This window comes from Sphingomonas sp. DC5200-1 (assembly GCF_049897245.1).
In the GTDB taxonomy this organism is placed as follows: Bacteria; Pseudomonadota; Alphaproteobacteria; order Sphingomonadales; family Sphingomonadaceae; genus Sphingomonas; species Sphingomonas aquatilis.
In genome coordinates this window covers 171,527-191,738 of record NZ_JAFCVW010000003.1, presented here as the reverse complement: position 1 = coordinate 191,738, position 20,212 = coordinate 171,527, and the positions used below count along the sequence as shown (strand labels likewise).

The following is a 20,212-nucleotide window of genomic DNA, read 5'->3' as shown; positions in this document are numbered from 1 at the left end:
GGCGGTTTGGTCACGCGAAGACGCTAAGACGCGAAGGGGGCATGCCTGCCGCACGCGCGGCCGTTTCCGTCACGATCCGATGGGCAGGGTCGAGCGTAGCCCGGAACGCGCCATCGTCGCGTCTTCGCGTCTTAGCGTGACCATAGGAAAAGCCGGCCACCCATAAGGGCAGCCGGCTCGTCAGATCAGCGCGCCGGAGCGGCGGGCGGCGGCGCGGTGGGGGCGCCTGCCGCGGGGGCCGGCGGACGGGCGCCTGCGGGCGGCGGCACGGGGGCGCCGGCGGCCGGCGGAGCGCCCGCTCCACCCGGCGGCGGGGGCGGCGGCGGGGCGACACCGTTCGCGCCGGCAGGCGGCGGCGGCGGTGCGCCGGTCGGACCGGCTCCGGCAGGACCAGCGCCGGGCGGTGGCGGCGGGGGCGCACCGGCGGGGCCGGCACCCGGCGGGGGCGGCGGCGGGCCGGCAGGGCCGGCACCCGGAGGCGGGGGCGGCGCGCCGGGGCCGTGCGGCGGGTGCGCCGGGCCGACCGCCTCGACCGCACCATTCGGGCCGACGAGGAACTGCGCGCGCAACTGACCCTGGTCATAGCGGCCCTGCACCATCACCGGCGCGCCGGTGGTGAGGTTGCTCGCGCCATCGGGTCCGGCATCGATCATCGCGCGGCCGCTGCCGTCCTGCACGACGATGCGGTTGCCGAACACCTCGGCGACGCGGCCCTTCACCGTGACGATGCCGCTGCTCGAGGCGAGCTTGGCGATCGGCGTGGCGACGGTCGGCGCCATTTCGATCGACGGCCGCGTCATCGCCATCGCACCGGCGCCGCCCGCGCTTGCGGCGAGCACCACCACTGCGCCCAGCGCCGCCCATTGGCGATGCTCCAGCGTCAGTTTTTCCTTCATACGCTTCGTGAACCTACCCATCTGTCGTCTCCTTGGGGGTCGATGAGGGGGTTCTACCGATTCGCAGCCGACGCCCGCTGAACCATGCGGTTCAGTTTCGGTTTAGGCAGGGGCCATAGGTGACGGGTGTCATGCGGATATTGCTGGTCGAGGACGATGACGAACTGGGCCCGGCGATCGCGCGCGCGCTGCGGGCCGAACATTGCGCGGTCGACCTGATCGCCGACGGCATCGACGCCGCGCATCTGGGTGAGACCGAGGCCTATGACGCAGCCGTCCTGGATCTGGGGCTTGCCGGCAAGGACGGCATCACGGTGCTGCGCGAATGGCGGGCGGCGGGGCGCGCGCTGCCGGTGCTGATCCTGACCGCGCGCGACGGCTGGTCGGACAAGGTGGCGGGGTTCAAGGCGGGCGCCGACGATTATCTGGTGAAGCCGTTCCGCGTCGAGGAACTGATGATGCGGCTGCGCGCGCTGGTCCGCCGCGCTGCCGGCCATGCGCAGCCGGTGCTGACCTGCGGGCCCTTGTCGTTCGATACGCAGATCGGGCATTTCGAGCTCGACGGCCTGCCACTGAAGCTGACCGCGTTCGAATGGCGCGTGCTGTCGGCACTGATGCTGCGCAAGGAGGCGGTGATCGAGCGGCTCGACCTGCTCGAGCGCGTCTACGAAGGTGACGCCGATGTCGATTCGAACAGCCTGGAGGTGATCGTCGGCCGGCTGCGTCGCAAGATCGGCGCCGACCGGATCGAGACGATCCGCGGGCGCGGGTATCGGCTGACGTGCGGCGGCGGATCATGATGCCGCGGTCGTTGCAGGGGCGGATGCTGCTGCTATCGGCGGTGGCGATCCTGGCGGCGCTGGGCATCGCCGGCTGGGCGATCGCGGGCGTGCTGGAGCGTGTCGTCACCGAAGGCATCGACCGGCGGCTGGATGCCGAAATCGCGCTGATGGCGAGCGTCGTCGATGGCGACGGCCGGGTCGATCGCGCGGCGCTGGCGCAACGACAGGGGGCGCTGGACGCGGGGCGCGACTGGTTGTGGCGGATCGAGGCACCGGGCGGCGCGATCGGCTCGACCGACCGGTTCGTGCCCCGGCCCGACGCTGCTCCACCCGGCCCGCGCCTGCCGGGACCGCCCGGTCCGCCACCACCGGGCGCAGCGCCGCTGCCGGATGCGGGGCCGCAGGGCGTGGACGGCACCGATGCCAGCGGCGCGCGCCTGCATGCGCGACGGCTGGTGCTGACGACGCGCAGCGGCCCGGTGACGCTGTTCGCAGCCGCACCGCGCGGGGTGATCGCGCGGCCGTTACGCGAGGCGCTGATGCCGTTGCTCGCCGCACTGGCGATCCTCGCCGGGCTGCTGGCAACGGCGACGCTGGTGCAGCTGCGGCTGGGGTTAAAGCCGCTCGCCCGACTGCGCGCGCAGCTCGCCGCGATCCGGGCGGGTGAAGCGGAGCGGGTCGATGAGGACCAGCCCGTCGAGCTGCAGGGCCTTGCCGCCGAACTCAATGCGCTCGCCGCGGACCGCGCGCAGGCGCTTGCCACCGCGCGCCAGTCCGCCGCCAACCTCGCCCATGCGCTGAAGACGCCGGTCGCGACTCTGGCGTTGCGGCTGCGCGGCGATGCGGAGGGCGCCGCGCAGGTCGAGCGGATCGATGCGACGATCCGCCATCACCTCGCCCGCGCCCGTGCCGGTGTGGTCGATACGCGCGCCAGCACCGCGGTGCGCCCCGCGGTGGATGATCTGGTACAGGCGATCGGGCGGCTGCACGGCGACCGTGGTCTGGCGATCACTGCCGACGTCCGCGGCGATCCGGTCGCGGCGATCGAGCCACAGGATTTCGACGAACTGCTCGGCAACCTGCTCGACAATGCTGCGCAGCATGCCCGCAGCATGGTGCAGGCGTTCGCGTCACTCGACCCCACGGATGCGCGGCGGCTGGTGCTGACCGTCGCCGACGACGGCCCCGGCATTCCCGAAGAAGAGCGCAGCCGCGTCACCCAGGCGGGCGTGCGGCTGGACGAACGCGGCGAAGGCCATGGCTTCGGCCTGGCGATCGTGCGCGAACTCGCCAGCCTGCATGGCGGCGCGTTGACGCTGGTCGCCCGCGAAGGCGGCGGCCTCGTCGCGCGCGTAACGCTGCCGGCGCGCGCATTTGTCTGACTAGACGTCGGCCGCGCGAGCGGGAATGGTGCTCGGGACAGACGAGAGGATGATTCCCGATGCGCCATGATGTTCGATCCGTCCTGCCGGTTCAGGCGACTTTGGGCGAGGGCCCGGTCTGGATCGGCCGCGACGCGGCCTTGTGGTTCGTCGACATCAAGCAGCGCCACGTCCACCGCTTCGATCCGGCGACCGGCACCGCGCATCGCTGGGACGCGCCCGAACAGGTCGGCTGGGTCCTGCCCGCCGCGGACGGCGGCATGATCGCCGGGTTGCAGAGCGGCCTGTATCGGTTCGATCCCGCCGACGGCACCTTCCGCCCGCATGCCGCGCCCGATGGCCATCCGACGCACAACCGGCTGAACGATGCGGCGACCGATTCGCACGGCCGCAACTGGTTCGGGACGATGGACGATGGCGAGAGCGCCGATACCGGCCGGCTGTTCGCGCATCACGGCGGCGCGATCCGATGCAGCGGGCTGCCGGCCGTGACGATCACCAACGGGCCGGCGGTGCATGGATCGACGCTCTACCACACCGATACGCTGGGCAAGACGATCTGGCGCGCGGCGATCCGCGACGACGGCACGCTGGGACCGGAAGAGCGCTTCGTCACGATCGAGGAGGGTGCGGGCTGGCCCGACGGATCGGTCGCGGACGCGGACGGGTGCCTGTGGGTCGCTTTATGGGGCGGCTGGGGCGTGCGCCGCTACGATCCCGCGGGCCAGCTGATGGGGACGGTGCGGCTGCCGGCGTCCAACATCACCAAGATCGCGTTCGGCGGGCCCGATCTGCGCACCGCCTATGCGACGAGCGCGCGCAAGGGGCTGGATGCGGCGGCGCTGGCCGAACAGCCGGAAGCGGGGAATCTGTTCGCCTTCGATCCCGGCGTGGCGGGCGTCGCGGTGACGCCTGCGGTGGTGTGAGGCGGTTCAGAGCGAACCGCCTAACATATCGTCACCCCGGGCTTGACCCGGGGTCCCGCTTCTTTTCAGGCCGCTCGCAGAAGCGGGACCCCGGCTCTTCGGCCGGGGTGACGGGCTAGATCAGCGCTTGAACGGGTCCTGGAACAGCGCCTGCGCGGCCGCTGCCGGATCGTTGTCGTAGGAATCGACCTCGCGGTTCGCCGCGTCGCGCTCGGCGCGGAGCGAGGCGATCAGTGCTTCGCGATCCCCTTCCAGGCGGGTGTCGGCCGGGGCGACTTCGCCCGTGCCCTTCGATGCCTTGGCGACCGCGGCGTCGAGTTCGCGCTGCGTCGTCAGGCCGAGCGTCACCGGATCCTTGGGCGTGATGTTGGCGATGTTCCAATGGCTGCGGTCGCGGATCGCAGCGATCGTCGTGCGGGTGGTGCCGATCAGGTTGCTGATCGCGCCATCGGTGATTTCCGGATGGTTGCGGATGATCCAGGCGATGCCGTCCGGCTTGTCCTGACGCTTGGACACCGGCGTGTAGCGCGGGCCCTTGGTGCGGCGGACCTGCTCGGGACCCTTGATCATCTTTAGGCGATAGGCGGGATCGGCCTGGCCCTTGTCGATTTCGTCCTGCGTCAGCTCGTGCGCGCGCACCGGATCGCGACCGGTCAGCTTGGTCGCAGCGGTGTCGTCGGCGATCGCCTGCACTTCGAGGATGTGGAGACCGCAGAAGTCCGCGATCTGGTCGAACGACAGCGAGGTGTTGTCGACCAGCCAGGAAGCGGTCGCATGGGGCATGAGCGGCTGGGCCACGGGAAAACTCCGTCGGAAATAAATAGGGCCGCCCCATCCGGAGCGGCCTGCTGCACCCTTCGATGTACGGTACGCGCACGCGAAGGGCAAGGCGTGTGGTGGAATTGCGCGGTTTTCTCCCCGTCATCCCGGCCTTGCGCCGGGATCCCGCTTCTTCTTTCGGCGTGGGGAAAAGCGGGACCCCGGATCACGTCCGGGGTGACGGGCACCCCCTCACACCGTCAGCACGATCTTGCCCACATGGTCGCCCTCTTCCATCCGCGCATGCGCCGCGGCGGCGTCGGCCAGCGGGAAGACCTTGTCGATCACCGGGCGCAGACGGCCCGCCTCGACGTGCGGCCAGACGGTGCGCGCGATCTCGTCGGCGACCAGCGTCTTGAACGCGGTGTCGCGCGGGCGCAGCGTCGATCCGGTCAGCGTCAGGCGGCGGCGCATGATCTCGAAGATCGGGATCGTCGCGGTCGGGCCGCCCTGTACCGCGATCGAGACGTGGCGGCCGTCGTCGGCGAGGCATTGCAGATTGCGTGGCACATAGTCGCCGCCAACCATGTCGATCACGGCGGTGACGCCCTTGCCGTCGGTGATCGCCTTCACGCGCTCGACGAAATCCTCGGTCTTGTAGTTGATCGCATGCGCCGCGCCGAGGTCCAGCGCGCGGGCGCATTTGGCGTCCGATCCGGCGGTGACGATGATCGTCATGCCGAACAATTGGCCCAGAGCGATCGCCATCGTGCCGATGCCGCTGGTGCCGCCGTGGACCAGCACGCTGTCGCCCTCGGTCGCAAAGGCGCGTTCGAACAGGTTGGTCCACACGGTGAAGAGCGTTTCGGGGATTGCCGCGGCATGGACCATGTCGAGCCCGTGCGGCACCGGCAGGCACTGGCCGGCGGGTGCGACCGCATATTCAGCATAGCCCCCACCTGCGATCAGCGCGCAGACCGGCTGGCCGATCATCGTATCCTCAACGCCCTCGCCCACGGCGACGACGGTGCCGGACACCTCCAGCCCCATGATCGATGGCGCGCCCGGCGGCGGCGGATAGCCGCCCTTGCGCTGGAGCACGTCGGGCCGGTTCACCCCGGCCGCGGCGACGCGGATCAGCACCTCGCCCGATTGCGGCTTCGGCACCGGGCGTTCCACCAGCCGCAGCACCTCCGGCCCGCCATGCGCCTCTGGATCGATCGCCTGCATCGTCGCGGGGATCGTTGCCCCGTGCTGCCGTTCGTCCATCCGCCCATCCTGTCCCTGTTGCCCGCCGCAAACGCGGCGCGCGCCCTATGGTGCCTTATTGACATCGCACCGGCGGGGGTCAACGTTAGCGGTTGATGGATATGGACGACGCCCCCTCCCGTCCCGACGACGCCCTCGGCCTGCTGCTGCGGCAGGATCTCGACCCGTTGTCGGTCGCCGAGCTGAAGGCGCGCATCGCCGCGCTGGAGGGCGAGATCGCGCGCACCCGGCGGCATATCGAACGCTCCGTTAACCATCGCGCAAGCGCCGACGCGCTATTCCGGCGATGAGCGACGCGCGTACCGGATCGGGTTCCCGCCAGCCCCGCCCGGTGTGCCGCCCGCCGCTTGATGCACGGCCCAACGATACCGACATAGGTGGAAAGGGCCGGGCATCACGATCCGGTCCGACTGGAGTAAGCTGAATGCCATCCTTCGCCCCCGCGCTCGAGACCACGCTGCACAAGGCGCTCGAGGCCGCGTCCTCGCGGCGGCACGAATATGCGACGCTCGAGCATCTGTTGCTCGCGCTGATCGCCGACGAACATGCGTCCCAGGTGATGGAGGCGTGCCACGTCAACCTCGGCGACCTGAAGACCACCGTCGCGCATTATCTCGACACCGAACTCGATGCGCTGAAGGTCGATACCGCGACCGATCCGTCACCGACCAGCGGCTTCCAGCGCGTCGTCCAGCGCGCGATCCTGCACGTCCAGTCGTCGGGCCGTGACGAAGTGACCGGCGCCAATGTGCTCGTCGCTCTGTTCAGCGAGCGCGAGAGCTATGCCGTCTATTTCCTGCAGCAGCAGGACATGAGCCGCCTGGATGCCGTCAGCTTCATCAGCCACGGCGTCGGCAAGGGCGGCGCGCAGACCGAAGCCTCCACGCCCAAGGGCGCCGAAGAGGAAAAGCCGGCAAAGGGCCAGGACAAGGGCAAGAGCGAAAGCGCGCTCAAGCAGTTCACCGTCGACCTCAATGAAAAGGCGAAGATCGGCAAGGTCGATCCGCTGATCGGTCGCGGGCCGGAGGTGGATCGCACGATCCAGATCCTGTGCCGCCGCAGCAAGAACAATCCACTGTACGTGGGCGATCCCGGCGTCGGCAAGACCGCGATCGCGGAAGGCCTCGCGCGCAAGATCGTCGAGGGCGAGGTGCCAGACGTGCTGAAGGAAGCCGTCATCTACAGCCTCGACATGGGCGCGCTGCTCGCCGGCACGCGCTATCGCGGCGACTTCGAGGAGCGGCTGAAGGCGGTCGTCAACGAACTTGAAAAACTGCCGCATGCGGTGCTGTTCATCGACGAAATCCATACGGTGATCGGCGCGGGCGCGACCAGCGGCGGTGCGATGGACGCGTCGAACCTGCTGAAGCCGGCGCTGTCGGGCGGCTCGATCCGCTGCATCGGCTCGACGACGTACAAGGAATTCCGCAACCACTTCGAAAAGGATCGCGCGCTGCTGCGCCGGTTCCAGAAGATCGACGTCAACGAACCGACGATCGAGGATACGATCAAGATCCTCGCCGGGTTGCGCTCGGCGTTCGAGGACCATCATTCGGTCAAGTACACGCCCGATGCGATCAAGTCGGCGGTGGAACTCAGTGCGCGCTACATCAACGACCGCAAGCTGCCCGACAAGGCGATCGACGTGATCGACGAAGTCGGCGCGATGCAGATGCTGGTGCCCGCCAACAAGCGCAAGAAGACGATCACCGCCAAGGAGATCGAGGCGGTGATCGCGACGATGGCGCGCATCCCGCCGAAGTCGGTCAGCACCGACGACCGCGCCGCGCTGGAAAGCCTCGAGACCGACCTGAAGCGCGTCGTCTTCGGCCAGAATGCGGCGATCGAGAAGCTGTCGGCGGCGATCAAGCTGAGCCGTGCCGGCCTGCGCGATCCCGAAAAGCCGATCGGCAACTATCTGTTCACCGGCCCCACCGGCGTCGGCAAGACCGAAGTCGCCAAGCAGCTGTCGTCGATCCTGGGCATTCCGCTCCAGCGGTTCGACATGTCCGAATATATGGAGCGGCATTCGGTCAGCCGGCTGATCGGTGCGCCCCCGGGCTACGTCGGCTTCGATCAGGGCGGCCTGCTGACCGATGCGGTCGACCAGAACCCGCATTGCGTGCTGCTGCTCGACGAGATCGAAAAGGCGCATCCCGACCTGTTCAACATCCTGTTGCAGGTGATGGACAACGGCCGCCTGACCGACCAGCACGGCAAGACCGTCGATTTCCGTAACGTGATCCTGATCATGACCACGAATGCGGGCGCCGCCGACATGGCGCGCGAGACGGTGGGCTTCGGCAACCTGACCCGCGAGGGTGAGGATGAGCAGGCGGTGCAGAAGATGTTCTCGCCGGAGTTCCGCAACCGGCTGGATGCGATCGTGCCGTTCGGTTACCTGCCGCCGGAAGTCGTCGCCCGCGTCGTCGACAAGTTCATCCTGCAGCTCGAACTCCAGCTCGCCGACCGCAACGTCCACATCAACCTGGACGATGCCGCCAAGAGCTGGCTGACCGAGAAGGGCTATGACAAATTGTACGGCGCGCGTCCGATGGGCCGCCTGATCCAGGAAAAGATCAAGCAGCCGCTCGCTGAGGAGCTGCTGTTCGGCAAGCTGGTCCATGGCGGCGAGGTGACGGTGAAGATGAAGGACGGCGCATTGTCCTTCGCGATCGAGCCCGCCGCGCCCAAGAAGCCGCGCAAGAAGGGCAAGGCGGAACCCGTCGACGCCAAGTAACCGCGGCCAAGCGCAACTGCCTCCGAAACGGAGCGGATCCACCCGGATCCGGTCCGTTTTCGTGTTAGTCAGCCGGCGTGGACCCGCACGATCCCCTTGCCGGCCTGCCGCTCGATGCGGCCGATCCCGCCGATGCGGCCGCGCTGGCCGATCTGGCGGCGGGGCGGGTGGTCGACAGCGACCAGATCGTCGGCTGGCTCGGCGGCTGGCAGATGGCGCGGCAGGCCGACGCATTCGTCCCTTGCGCCCCGATCGCCGATCCCCAGCCGCACGCGCAGGGCGATGCGGAGACGCGGCCCTTGGTCTGGACCGAGAGTGCGTACGATGCCTGTCGGCGTCTGCGCACAGATCTGGCGGCGCTCAGCAGCGACAGCGACCTCCGCCTCGTCGCCGCACTGGTCGCCAGGATGGTGTCGCTGATCGTCGAGGGGGGCCATCCGCCCGGTTTTGCCGAGGTGGCGCTGATGCCGCCGCTGTACCTGCGTATCGCCGTCACCCGCACCCGCATCGCCGTGCTCGGGCTACGCTGGAACGGCACCCTCAGCTGATCGGGCCAGCGCAGCGACCGCCGCCCGCGTCGGCGTGGTGAGGTTCGGCGGCAGCGCATCCAACGGATACCACACCGGCCCGTCATGCTTGGCCGGTTCGCAATTGCGCGGCGTGCCGGTGAAACTCAGCACGCGATAGATGGGCGCGACCCAATGCGTGCCCGCCGCCACGTCGATCTGATCGACGAAGCACAGCAGTTCCACCGTGCCGACGACGATGCCCAATTCCTCGCCCACTTCGCGGCGCATCGCGGCCTCGGCGGTTTCGAACAGGTCGATCTTGCCGCCGGCAAGGCCCCAGCTGCCCGCCTCGGGATCGGTCAGCCGGCGCAGCAGCAGAATACGACCATCGACGACGATCGCCGCACCGCAGCCGGCCCTGGGTTCGCTCTGCTTGCCCGGCGTGCGCGCCGGGGCCGTGTCGGGGGACGATGCCATGGTTCGCGATTCAGCCGTCCCCATGGCATAATGTCAACCAAAAGGCCCGACGCGGCTTTATATGTCACAGATAACGCTGCGCTTTTTCATCTAGGTCAAATATGGCCGCGTTTACCGAAGCTTTGTAAAACCGGTGCTAGGGACACGCCATATGCCGGCAGGTTTTCAGTGGCGACGCATCGCGATGATCGTGCTGAGCTTCGCGATCGCCTGCTGCATCCTGCCCGCGGCGGCGCACGCGCGCACGCCGCTGAAGGCCTGCGTGTTGCGCGACACCGGATCGCAGAATCCCGCCGCCCTGTTCGCCGCGCCCGATCGGTTCGACTGCACGACGCCGCAGCGTGCCTTCGGCCCCGGCAGTTACTGGCTGCTGTCGCAACCCCTTCCGGCCGGAGCATCGGGCGAGCTGCTGCGGCAGGGCAGCGTGTGGCAGGATCGCGTGACGCTCTACGTCCGCTACACCGATGGCGCGATCCGCCATGTCGCCTTCACCAGTCGGACGACGTGGCGGCTGCTGCAACTGGGTGCGGTGATCCAGATCCCCCTGCCCGCCCATTCCGCCGCGCCGGACCGATTGCTGTGGCATGTCGAGGGATCGCTGAACCGTCGCGGCATCCTTGTCGCACCGGTGCTGGTCGACCGGCACACCGCGCAAAACAGCGATCGCGAGATGGTCGCGCTGTATGCCGCCTTCGCCGGAATGTGTCTGGCGCTGCTGATCTACAATCTCGCGATCTGGGCGGCGCTGCGCCAGGGATTCCAGCCCGCCTATTGCGTCATGGTGCTGTGCCTGCTCGCCTATGCGCTCAGCGCATCGGGCCTGCTCGGCCAGCTGACCGGCATGGACAACAACGATCGCCAGCGACTGAGCTACATGCTGCTCGCGCTGATCGCGGCCAGCGCGGTGATGTTCGTGCGCGCGTTCATGGAACGCCGCGTCTTCGACGGATGGCTGCGGCCGGCCAGCAACGTGGTCATCGGTTTCCTGCTGCTGTCGGCGGCGAGCTTCACCGTGTTCGTGCCCCGTTACGCCGGGGTGACCGATCTGATGTGCACCATCGGCTATTGCATGGTCGTCGCGCTGACCGTGCCGGTGGTATGGCGCGCCTGGCGGCTGCGCAGCCGCTTCCTATTGCTGTTCGCGCTCGCCTGGGGGCCGCCGGTGCTGTGTGCGGTCGTCCGCATCCTGGCGTCGATGAGCCTGGTCAAGTGGCAGCTGTGGATCGACAATTCCACCTTCATCGCGCTCGCGCTGGAAGCGTCGATGTCCTCGGTCGGCATCGCCTATCGCATCCGGCTGCTCAGCCGCGAACGCGACGAGGCGCGTGCGCAGGAGGTGGCGGCGCTACGCCTGGCCGCGGTCGATCCGCTGACCGGCCTGCTCAACCGCCGCGCGTTCCTGGAAGCGGCGATGGCGCGGGCGGGCGAACACCAATTGGTTCTGATCGACATCGATCACTTCAAGGCGGTCAACGAAACCATCGGTCATGACGGCGGCGACGAGGTGTTGCGCGTCTTCGCCCGCGCCCTGCGGTCCGTGGCCGCGCCCGAATCGCTGATCGCGCGCATCGGCGGCGAGGAATTCGCGATCCTGACACCCGCCGCCGCGCCGCTCGACGCGCGGCTGGTGCTTGACGGGCTGCGCGGCCATCGCATGCCGTTCGACCTTGGCGTCACCGCCAGCATCGGCACCTGCGTCGGGCCGCTCCATCGCGAAATCGACTGGAAGACGATGTACCGCAACGCCGACCGCGCGCTGTTCGAGGCGAAGGCGGCGGGCCGCGACCGCGTGCGCCACGGGCTGCGCAGCGACGCCGCCTGACCTGTCGACCCGACCATGCGTGGCAGGCCGGTCGCGACTTTTCGAACGCACGCTACACTATGGCCGTGACGGCCGCGCCATGATATGTCCTGCCCGCAGAAGGGGATGGGACGCGAATGACCGACCGGCGCAAATGGACGATCGCAGCGGTGGCTGCCGTGTCGCTCGTCGCGCTGCGCCATCCGACGCCCGACATCCGCCTGATCACGCATGACATCGGCGACCAGAGCCCGCGCCGGTTCCAGGCCGCGATCGACCTGGGTCTGGTGGGGATCTCGTTCCTCTACACCTGGACTGCACGACGCGGCTGAGGGCGATCCCCCAGCCGCACGCCTCAGCCGAACACCGTCTTCAGGTTCATGAACTCGTGCAGACCGTACGGGCCCAGCTCGCGACCATGGCCTGACCGCTTGATGCCACCGAACGGCGCTTCGGGCGTCGAGGACAGCATCGCATTCACCGCGACCATGCCCGCTTCGATATCGCGCTCGAAGCGCGCCCGCTCATCGGGGTCGTTGGTCCATACCGACGACCCCAGGCCGAACGGCACGTCATTGGCCAGCGCGATCGCCGCATCGATGTCGGCGGCGCGGAACACCATCGCGATCGGACCGAACAATTCCTCCTGCGCGGCCGGATCGTCGATCGGCACATCGACCAGGATACCCGCCGACATATAGGCGCCCTTGCCCGGCAACGCCTCGCCCCCGAACAGCAACCGCCCGCCGGCCTTGTGGATAGCGGCAAGCTGGTCGAGCGTGGTCTGCCTCTGCTCCTCGCTCGACAGCGGGCCCATATCGGTGTCGGCATCCATCGGATCACCCGCCTTCACCGCGCGCATCGCGTCCGAAAAGCGATCGAGGAACGCGTCGTAGATGTCGGCATGGACGATCATCCGCTTGCCGCAGATGCACGACTGACCGGTGTTCTGAATGCGCGCGGTCACCGCCTGCTTCACCGCCGCGTCGAGGTCGGCGGAGGGCATGACGATGAACGGGTCCGATCCGCCGAGCTCCAGCACCACCTTCTTGAGGTTGCGCCCGGCCGATTCGGCGACCTTGATGCCGGCGCCTTCGCTTCCCGTCAGCGTCACCGCGACGATACGCGGGTCGGCGATCAACGCATCGACCTTGTCGGAGCGGATGGCGAGGTTCTGGAACAGGCCGGCGGGCGCGCCGGCGGCAACGATCATCCGCTCGATCGCCGCGCCGCAGCCTTGCGTCAGCGAGGCGTGCTTCAGCAGCCCGACATTGCCGGCGAGGATCGTCGGCGCGGCGAAACGCACCACCTGCCAGAAGGGGAAGTTCCACGGCATCACCGCGAGCACCGGGCCCAATGGCTGCCAATGCGCGGTCGCCGGGCCTCCGGGCGTGTCGAAGCGGCGTGGCTCCAGCATCGCCGGTCCTTCCTGCGCATAATGGCGGAAGGCGGCGGCGCATTTCTGCACCTCGGCGATCGCCGACTTCAGCGTCTTGCCCATTTCGCGCGTCGCGATCTCGGCAAGCTCGCGCGTGTTCGCCTCGAACTGTTCGGCAATCCGTTCGAGCAGCGCGGCGCGCTCCGCGATCGGGGTCAGCCGCCATGCGCGATAGGCGCTGTCGGCGCGGGCGACTGCCGCGTCGAGCGCGTCGGCGGTCAGTTCGGGGATGCTGTCGCCGGGCTGGCCGGTCGCGGGATTGATGCTGGTAAACATGCCGGCCCAACGCTCAGGGGGGACGGGCGATCCGCCTACGCCGCCCGCCGCGTGCGCTGCCAGCGCCGCACCGTGCCGATCGCGCCGTCCCACAGTAACGTTTCGAGGCCGGCATAGCCCAGCCCCAGATGCGGCGGCCGCGAGGCGACCACGTCGGCGATATGGACGCTGCCCGATCGCAGCCCCGCCCGTCCGATCCGCGCCCAGCGCCGCGCGGTTTCCCAGCGGATCAGCCGCGCATCGTCACGGCTCGGCCGCACATCTGCCAGGAACGCCGCCTGCAACGCCGCGATCCCATCGCCCAGCTGCATCAGCGTCGTGCGATCGGGCACCGGCACGCCGCCCATATTGTGCAGCACCAGCAATCGCGCGAGCGTCGCCGCATCGTCCGCGCCCAGCACGGCGGCATGCTGTTCCGCCAGCACGCGCGTCGCCGCGGTCTGCATCGTGTCGATAAAGCGCTTCGACACGCCGCCCGCATGCTGGCGATAGAGGACGAGAGGCGAATCGATCCGCGCGATGCGGCCGAGTGGCTGGACGCGGTGGTATAGGTCGAAATCCTCGGCATAGAGCAGGTCGGGCCGGGTGAAGGGATCGAGCGCGCGGGCGGTGTCGGCGCGCAGCATCACGGTCGACCAGACGAGCGGATTTTCGATCCAGCTGAGCCAGGTGATCAGCGCGGGCGTCGTGTTCGGCGCATAGTGCATCGGCGACACCCGCTCGTCCCGCAGCTGGCATGCCTGCGTCCCGACCAGCGCGACGTCGGGATGCGCCTCCAGATACGCGACCTGCCGTGCCAGCCGCTCGGGGAGACACAGATCGTCCTGGTCGAGGCCCGCGACATAGCGCCCGCGCGCCGCCGCGACGCCGCGATTGCGCGCGCGCACCGGCCCCATATTTTCGGCATTCTCGATCAGCCGCACACGCGCGTCCGGCCAGTCCCGCATCATGGCGCGGGTCGCGTCGGTCGAGCCATCGTCGATGACGATCGCCTCCCAGTCGGTCAGCGTCTGGCGCTCGAGCGACCGGAGCGTGTCGGGCAGGAAATGTTCCCCGTTATACGCGGGGATGATCAGGGACACGATGGGCATGGCTACGCAGCGACTGCGCGCGCCTCCGGTTCCAACAATTGGTCGACGATCATCTGGCCGACGTCATTCTGCCACAGCCACAGGCCGTTCGCCTGCCCGCGGAAGCTCGCTTCGCCGCCCAGACGCCCCCAGGGCACGAAGCCTGCCGACAGGCCGATGCCATAGGCGCCCGGCACCGGCCGGTCCGTGGCGTCGAGCAGGCGGCAATGCCGGTCGACCATCGGCCGCCCGACGTGATGCGCCAGCGACAGCGGCGTGCCGTCGACGCCGATCAGCGGCACGCAGCGCGGCCGATAGCCGAGCGCGCCGATCACCAGATCCGCGCCTTCGATGATCGCGCGCGCGGCGGCATCGTGATCGCCGGTGATGCGATGCGTCGTCACGCGCGGATCGGGCGTGCGACCGCCCAGCGACAGCATCCGCAGCACCAATTCGCGCGATTCGAGCCGCAATCCGGCAAGGCGCAGCACGAAACCGCTGACCGGGCAGATGTCGTTTTCGTCGAAATCGTGGAAGCCCTCGGCATGCGCCGCGGCGATCGTCGCGTAAAAGGGCTTGAGCGGCTGGCGATGCACGATGGTGATCGCGCCGGCGCCGAAGGCGAAGCCGGGCTGGCTCTTTAGGAGCAGCACCGCCGCCGCGATCGCGCTGGTCGAGGCACCGACGATCGCGATGCGCGGCGCCCTGCACGCCCGCAACCGTTCCTGCACCGCCGCGATGCCGCCCTGGCGCAACACGATATCGGAACGCATCAGCCGCCGGCCCGCCATCACGCCGAGCGGCATGCCGACGACGCGTTTCGCGGCGACCTGTTCGTCGGTCTGATAGCCGCCGGTCGCCACGACGATTCGGTCGGACAGGATCGTGCGCACCGCGCCATGGCCGTCGGCGACGCGCGTCGCCCAGCGCCCGTCGGCGGTCCGTCGCACCTCCTGCGCCGCATGACCGGTCAGCACGCTGCCGCCATGCGCGCGGACGATGGTGCCCAGCCGCTCGCCCGTCGCCTCCAGCAGCGGCGCGGTGTCCGCCAGCGGCGCGCCGAGCTCGCCGATATAGCGCTCCATCAGCCGCGCCGCGGGATGCTGCGCCAGCGCCGCGAGTTCGGGGTGGGGATTGTCCTTCACCGCCGACAGGAAGGTTTCGGCGGTCGTATCCGATCGGATCGCATAACCGCCCAGCGCCCCGGCGCCGAGGCGCGGCCCCCGCTCGACGATCGCCAAACCGGCCTCGACCAGCGGCACTAGGCGGTTCTGCTTGCTCGCCGCGGTCAGCATCGCCGTGCCGGCCGGTCCGCCGCCGATCACCACGGTCCTCACGTCATCCCCCGCACCCTGCGTCACCGCATGCTCCGTCCCGTGCGGCACCAGCATCCGCGCCATTTCCGCGTCCACCACCCGTTCGATCGCGCGGACCAGCCGGTGCGCGATCTCGGTCGCATCGGCGGGCGTCATCGCATCGGTGATCGGCAGGCTGAGCATGCGCGCGGCGACATCGTCGGCGACCGGCGTCGGCTCGATCACCGCCACGTCACGGAACAGCGGCTGCTCGCCGATATGCGGGCTGAAATACTGTCCGACGCCGACGCCGTCCGCCGCCAGCGCGGCGACGATCGCGGCGCGATGGCCGACGAGTGCGGGCGGCAGCAGCAGCGGCATGAACTGCGTCGCCTGCCGCCGCGCGGCGGGCGCCTGCATCGTGAACCCGGGCAAGGCGGCGCGATAGGCGGCATCGATCGCAGCCCGCGCCTCGCACAAAGCATCGATCTCGGTCAGCTTGGCGCGCGCCATCAGCGCGATCACTTCGGGCAGCTTCGCGTTGATGCCGGGCAGCGTCGCGCTGCGGGCGCCGCTCGATCCGGACGGGTCGAACCCGAAATTGGCCATGGCGCGCAACGACGCGATCCGGTCCGCGTCACCGCAATGGATCAGCCCCCCCTCCGCCACCGCGAAGGTCTTGGTCGCATGCATCGAATAGACGATGGCGAAGGGCGCACCCGTACCGAAGCCGCGTCCCGCCGCATCGATCGTCCCCAGCGACGCCGCCGCATCCACAACGACGCCGACATCGCAGCGGCGCGCCAGCCACGCATAGCGATCGAGGTCCAGATCGGTGCCGAAGGTCGCATAGGGCACGATCACGCCTACCCGATCGCCATGGCGCGCGAGCAGCGCTTCCTCCTGCGCAGGGTCGGCTATCCAGCGCGACGGCTCGATATCGCCGAGCAGCGGCGTCAGCCCAGCCCACAGCGCCGCCTGCGCGGTCGCGGCGAAGGTCAGTGCGGGCATCAGCGCGAGCGTGCCGGCCCGCGGCATCGCTCCGCCGCACCGCGCGGGCACCGCCTGCCGAATCGCGAGCATCAGCCCCAGCGTCGCATTACCGACCGCCAGGCAATCGCCCACCCCACCGAACAGCTGCGCCGTCGCCTCGCGCTCGAACGCCTGCACCTCGGGCCCATTGTTGCTGAACACGCCCGACGCCTCGACGCGCAACAGCCCGTCGGTCAGCGTGCTGAGCCGGGGCGGCCGGGGGGCGATCAGCGGAAATTCCATGCGTGGCGTGTCCCGGACAACGGAGCGCATCCGTCTACCCGCGCGTCCCTAAGAAGCGGTTAGCGATGGAACGCGCCCGCCTTTCCGGCCGTTGGATCAGCAACATACAGAAACATGATTGACTGCCTAGGCAACGGTTGCCATGGCAACCAAATGCCCTTCTACACCGAGTCGGATTTCGCGCCGGAGCGCTCGATCGGGTATCTGATCCGCCGCGCCGAACAGCTCGGCACGCAGGCGATGGATCCGGTGTTCGCCGCCGCCGACATCACCAAGACGCAATGGAGCGCGCTGGCGGCGCTCCGCTTCACCCAAGCGACGACCTGTGCCGAAATCGCCCGCGACCTTGGCCACGACAAGGGCGCGACGACGCGGCTGGTCGATACGCTGGAAGAGCGCGGCTGGATCGTGCGCACCCGCAACGACGAGGATCGCCGCGTCGTGCGCCTGACGCTGACGCCCGCGGGCGAAGCGATCGCCACGGACGTCCGCAACACCGTCATTGGCCTGTGGAATGAATGGCTGGCCGATTGGCCGGACGGCGACATCGACCAGGCGATCCATCTGCTCCAGCGGCTGCGCGACACGCTGCAACGCGCGGCCGACGAAAGGGCCAGTGCATGACCCCCTATCTCTTTAAGCCGAAATCCGCCCTGCTGCTCGCTTTGCTGGCGAGCGCGTGCGCGGTGCCGCACAGCCCGCCTGCGGTCGCACCGGTCGCGCCCGCGTCGCTGGGGCTTGCCGCCGAAGCGTCGCCCGCCATCGCGGACGATTGGTGGACCGCGTTTGGCGATCCGCAGCTCGACCGCCTCGTCGCCGATGCGACGAAGGGGAATCCCAATCTCGACGCCGCGCTCGCCCGTGTCGCGCAGGCGCAGGCGATGCTGGCGGCGCGTGATGCGGAGCGCGGCCCCGACGTGACGTTCGACGGATCGGCACAGGTTGCGCGCCTGTCGGGCCGCTACACCATCCCGCCGCCCTATGCCGGATCGGTGCGCTTCCTCGGCAGTGCACAGGCGAACCTCAACTGGAACCTCGACCTGTTCGGCCGCCAGAAGGCCGCGATCGAGGGCGCGCGCGCCTCCGCCCGTGCCGCCGCACTCGACGTCGCCGCCGCCCGCCTCGCGATCGCGGGGTCGGTGGTGCAGACCTATATCGACCTGGCGCGCGCCGAAGCGCAGGCGACGCTCGCCCGCCGCACGATCGCGACGCGCGAACGCTCTGTTCAGCTGGTCGACGTGCGCATCCGCAACCGGCTGGCGAGCAATCTGCAGGCGACCGCCGCGCAGACGCTCCTGTCGCAGGCGCGCGTCGCGCTGGCGGAGGCGGACGGCGCCCGCGCCCGTGCGGTGAATGCGCTAGCCGCACTCGCCGGCCGCGGCCCGGACTATGCCGCCGCGATCCGCCCGGCGACGCTGCGCCTCGACACCGCCTTGCCGCTGCCCGCACGCGTCCCTGCCGACCTGATCGCGCGCCGCCCGGACATCGCCGCCGCGCAGGCACGGATCGAGGCCGCCGCCGCCGGCCGCCAGGTCGCGCGCCGCGCTTTCTATCCCAACATCAACCTCGCCGCGCTCGCCGGCTTCCAGGCGGTCGGCCTCGGCAACCTCTTCAGCCTCGATGCCGGCACGGCGGGCGCGGGACCGGCGATCCATTTGCCGATCTTCGACAACGGCCGGCTGAAGGCGGATCTCGCCGGCGCGACCGCAGGTGTCGACCTCGCCACCGCTGACTATAACCAGCGCGTCGTCGGCGCGGTGCGCGAAGCGGCGGATGCGATCGCCGGCATCACCGCGCTGGCGCAGGAACGCGCCCGCACCGCCGAGGTGGTGCGCGGCTTTGCCGAAACCAATCGCCTCAATGCGGTGCGCGTCGCGAGCGGCCTCGATAGCCAGCTGTCGCTGATCGACACCGACGTCCGGCTGCTCGACGCCGAACGCGCCCAGACCAACCTTGCCGCCGATGCGGCCCGCCAGCGCGTTGCGCTGGTGCTGGCGCTTGGCGGTGGCTTTTCCTCCCAGGAACCCGCCCGATGACCGACGCGCCCGATTCCAAGACCGACACCGACGACGGCGCACAAGCCGCCGACCCTGCGCCCAGCGGCAAGCCCAAGGCGCGCCGCACCGGCCTGCTGATCCTCGCCGCAGTGGTGGTGATCGCCGCGATCGTGTGGGCGGTGTTCCACTTCCTGCTCGCAAAGCCCGAGGAAGAGACCGACGACGCCTATGTCGCGGGTGACGTCGTCGCGATCACCGCGCGCGATCCGGGGCAGATCACCGCGATCCACGCCGACAATACGCAGACGGTGAAGGCCGGGCAGCCGCTGCTCGACCTCGATCCGGCGACCGCGGACGTCCAGCTCGCCTCCGCCGCGGCGGAGCTGGCGCGGGCGGTGCGGGCGACGCGCGCCGACTTCTCCAAGGTCTCCGAAAGCGGCGCGGCGATCGTGCAGGCCCGCGCGCAGCTCAGCGCGGCGCAGGCCGACTACGCACGCCGCCAGGGCGCCGCCGCGCAGGGCGCGATCTCGGGCGAGGAACTGGCGCATGCCGCCGATGCGGTGAAGGTCGCGCGCGCCAACCTCGCCCTCGCGCAGAGCCAGCAGGCGCAGGCGCGCTCGGCGGTGCAGGGCACCGACACGAGCACCAACCCCGCCGTGCTCGCCGCCATCGCCGCCTATCGCCGCGCCGCGATTACCCGCAGCCACATGCACATCGTCGCGCCGATCGACGGCGTCGTCGCGCAGCGCACCGTGCAGATCGGCCAGCAGGTCGCCGCGGGCACGCCGCTGATGGCGGTGGTGCCGCTCGGCAAGGTGTGGGTCGATGCCAACTTCCGCGAAACGCAGCTGAAGGACCTGCGCATCGGCCAGCCCGCCACCGTCACCGCCGACATGTATGGCGGCGACGTGGTGTTCCATGGCCGTGTCGTCGGCGTCGGCGCGGGATCGGGCAACGCCTTCGCGCTGCTGCCGCCGCAGAATGCCAGCGGCAACTGGATCAAGATCGTCCAGCGCGTACCGGTGCGCATCGCGCTGGAGCCCAAGGAACTGGCGCAGAACCCACTGCGCATCGGCCTGTCGGTGAAGACGACCGTCGACACCGCCGACCAGTCCGGCGCACGGCTCGGCCGACCCGCGACGCAGGTCTATGGCGACAAGCCCACCGACGCGCGCGACCCCGCGGTCGAGGCGCGCATCCGCCAGATCATCGCTGCGAATCGCTAAGTGAGCAAGCTGCCCTCACCCTTCGCCGCCTTAGGCGGCTCTTCCCTCTCCCGGTGGGAGAGGGAGGGAGGCGCGCAGCGCCGGAAGGGTGAGG

General features: G+C 69.6%; 18 protein-coding genes. 11 read left to right on the top strand and 7 right to left on the bottom strand.

Annotated features, from left to right (window positions below; genetic code table 11):
• Positions 1–185 precede the first annotated feature (185 nt).
• Positions 186–917 (bottom strand): hypothetical protein, encoded by a 732-nt coding sequence (locus ACP7A3_RS07120; protein WP_426257141.1) that lies wholly within the window; start codon positions 915–917, stop codon positions 186–188.
• Between the two features lie 110 nt (positions 918–1,027).
• Between ACP7A3_RS07120 and ACP7A3_RS07115 the strand changes: the two genes are divergently transcribed.
• The 3 genes from ACP7A3_RS07115 to ACP7A3_RS07105 are packed head-to-tail and all read left to right on the top strand — an operon-like array spanning position 1,028 to position 3,986.
• On the top strand, positions 1,028–1,696 hold the full coding sequence (locus ACP7A3_RS07115; protein ID WP_017977429.1) for a response regulator: 669 nt from the start codon (positions 1,028–1,030) through the stop codon (positions 1,694–1,696).
• Positions 1,693–3,060, top strand: coding sequence for a sensor histidine kinase (locus ACP7A3_RS07110; RefSeq protein ID WP_426256564.1), 1,368 nt, complete (start codon positions 1,693–1,695; stop codon positions 3,058–3,060). The genes ACP7A3_RS07115 and ACP7A3_RS07110 overlap by 4 nt, the downstream gene beginning before the upstream one ends.
• Before the next feature lie 59 nt (positions 3,061–3,119).
• Entirely contained in the window at positions 3,120–3,986 is an 867-nt protein-coding gene (locus tag ACP7A3_RS07105) for an SMP-30/gluconolactonase/LRE family protein (RefSeq protein ID WP_426256563.1), read from the top strand.
• 120 nt (positions 3,987–4,106) lie between these two features.
• On the opposite strand, the gene ACP7A3_RS07100 is transcribed toward ACP7A3_RS07105, so the two are convergent.
• Complete coding sequence (locus tag ACP7A3_RS07100) at positions 4,107–4,784, bottom strand: DUF1013 domain-containing protein (RefSeq protein WP_426256562.1); 678 nt, start codon at positions 4,782–4,784, stop codon at positions 4,107–4,109.
• A gap of 213 nt (positions 4,785–4,997) precedes the next feature.
• Positions 4,998–6,014, bottom strand: coding sequence for an NAD(P)H-quinone oxidoreductase (locus ACP7A3_RS07095; protein WP_426256561.1), 1,017 nt, complete (start codon positions 6,012–6,014; stop codon positions 4,998–5,000).
• A 95-nt stretch (positions 6,015–6,109) separates the two neighbouring features.
• On the opposite strand from ACP7A3_RS07095, the gene ACP7A3_RS07090 reads away from it, so the two are divergent.
• The 3 genes from ACP7A3_RS07090 to ACP7A3_RS07080 all read left to right on the top strand — a co-directional run bounded on the left by ACP7A3_RS07090 (position 6,110) and on the right by ACP7A3_RS07080 (position 9,302).
• Entirely contained in the window at positions 6,110–6,304 is a 195-nt protein-coding gene (locus ACP7A3_RS07090) for a DUF1192 domain-containing protein (RefSeq protein ID WP_426256560.1), read from the top strand.
• A 134-nt stretch (positions 6,305–6,438) separates the two neighbouring features.
• Positions 6,439–8,754: an ATP-dependent Clp protease ATP-binding subunit ClpA gene (clpA, locus tag ACP7A3_RS07085; RefSeq protein WP_017977423.1), complete on the top strand. Its 2,316-nt coding sequence runs from the start codon at positions 6,439–6,441 to the stop codon at positions 8,752–8,754.
• Between the two features lie 77 nt (positions 8,755–8,831).
• Positions 8,832–9,302: a hypothetical protein gene (locus ACP7A3_RS07080; RefSeq protein ID WP_426256559.1), complete on the top strand. Its 471-nt coding sequence runs from the start codon at positions 8,832–8,834 to the stop codon at positions 9,300–9,302.
• On the opposite strand, the gene ACP7A3_RS07075 is transcribed toward ACP7A3_RS07080, so the two are convergent.
• Entirely contained in the window at positions 9,276–9,740 is a 465-nt protein-coding gene (locus tag ACP7A3_RS07075) for an NUDIX domain-containing protein (protein WP_426256558.1), read from the bottom strand. The genes ACP7A3_RS07080 and ACP7A3_RS07075 overlap by 27 nt on opposite strands.
• Before the next feature lie 151 nt (positions 9,741–9,891).
• Here ACP7A3_RS07075 and ACP7A3_RS07070 point away from each other — a divergent pair, with 151 nt between their 5' ends.
• Together ACP7A3_RS07070 and ACP7A3_RS07065 are read left to right on the top strand one after the other, a co-directional pair.
• Positions 9,892–11,562 carry a diguanylate cyclase domain-containing protein gene (locus ACP7A3_RS07070; protein ID WP_426256557.1) on the top strand — a complete coding sequence of 557 codons (1,671 nt, stop codon included), beginning with the start codon at positions 9,892–9,894 and terminating at the stop codon, positions 11,560–11,562.
• Between the two features lie 116 nt (positions 11,563–11,678).
• Positions 11,679–11,873: a hypothetical protein gene (locus ACP7A3_RS07065; protein ID WP_017977419.1), complete on the top strand. Its 195-nt coding sequence runs from the start codon at positions 11,679–11,681 to the stop codon at positions 11,871–11,873.
• Positions 11,874–11,896: 23 nt separating this feature from the next.
• Here ACP7A3_RS07065 and ACP7A3_RS07060 read toward each other — a convergent pair whose 3' ends face one another.
• Genes ACP7A3_RS07060 through ACP7A3_RS07050 form a run of 3 tightly spaced genes read right to left on the bottom strand, consistent with a single transcriptional unit; the run spans position 11,897 to position 16,895 of the window.
• The gene (locus tag ACP7A3_RS07060) at positions 11,897–13,255 is read right to left on the bottom strand and encodes an NAD-dependent succinate-semialdehyde dehydrogenase (RefSeq protein ID WP_426256556.1); all 1,359 of its coding nucleotides are present in this window, start codon (positions 13,253–13,255) and stop codon (positions 11,897–11,899) included.
• Between the two features lie 35 nt (positions 13,256–13,290).
• Complete coding sequence (locus ACP7A3_RS07055; protein WP_426256555.1) at positions 13,291–14,346, bottom strand: glycosyltransferase family 2 protein; 1,056 nt, start codon at positions 14,344–14,346, stop codon at positions 13,291–13,293.
• Between the two features lie 2 nt (positions 14,347–14,348).
• Positions 14,349–16,895 (bottom strand): DegT/DnrJ/EryC1/StrS family aminotransferase, encoded by a 2,547-nt coding sequence (locus ACP7A3_RS07050; RefSeq protein WP_426256554.1) that lies wholly within the window; start codon positions 16,893–16,895, stop codon positions 14,349–14,351.
• 153 nt (positions 16,896–17,048) lie between these two features.
• On the opposite strand from ACP7A3_RS07050, the gene ACP7A3_RS07045 reads away from it, so the two are divergent.
• The 3 genes from ACP7A3_RS07045 to ACP7A3_RS07035 are packed head-to-tail and all read left to right on the top strand — an operon-like array spanning position 17,049 to position 20,118.
• Positions 17,049–17,519 carry a MarR family winged helix-turn-helix transcriptional regulator gene (locus tag ACP7A3_RS07045; RefSeq protein WP_063687348.1) on the top strand — a complete coding sequence of 157 codons (471 nt, stop codon included), beginning with the start codon at positions 17,049–17,051 and terminating at the stop codon, positions 17,517–17,519.
• Positions 17,516–18,931 carry an efflux transporter outer membrane subunit gene (locus ACP7A3_RS07040; protein WP_426256553.1) on the top strand — a complete coding sequence of 472 codons (1,416 nt, stop codon included), beginning with the start codon at positions 17,516–17,518 and terminating at the stop codon, positions 18,929–18,931. Before ACP7A3_RS07045 ends, ACP7A3_RS07040 begins: the two co-directional genes overlap by 4 nt.
• Complete coding sequence (locus tag ACP7A3_RS07035) at positions 18,928–20,118, top strand: efflux RND transporter periplasmic adaptor subunit (protein ID WP_426256552.1); 1,191 nt, start codon at positions 18,928–18,930, stop codon at positions 20,116–20,118. The genes ACP7A3_RS07040 and ACP7A3_RS07035 overlap by 4 nt, the downstream gene beginning before the upstream one ends.
• Positions 20,119–20,212 lie beyond the last annotated feature (94 nt).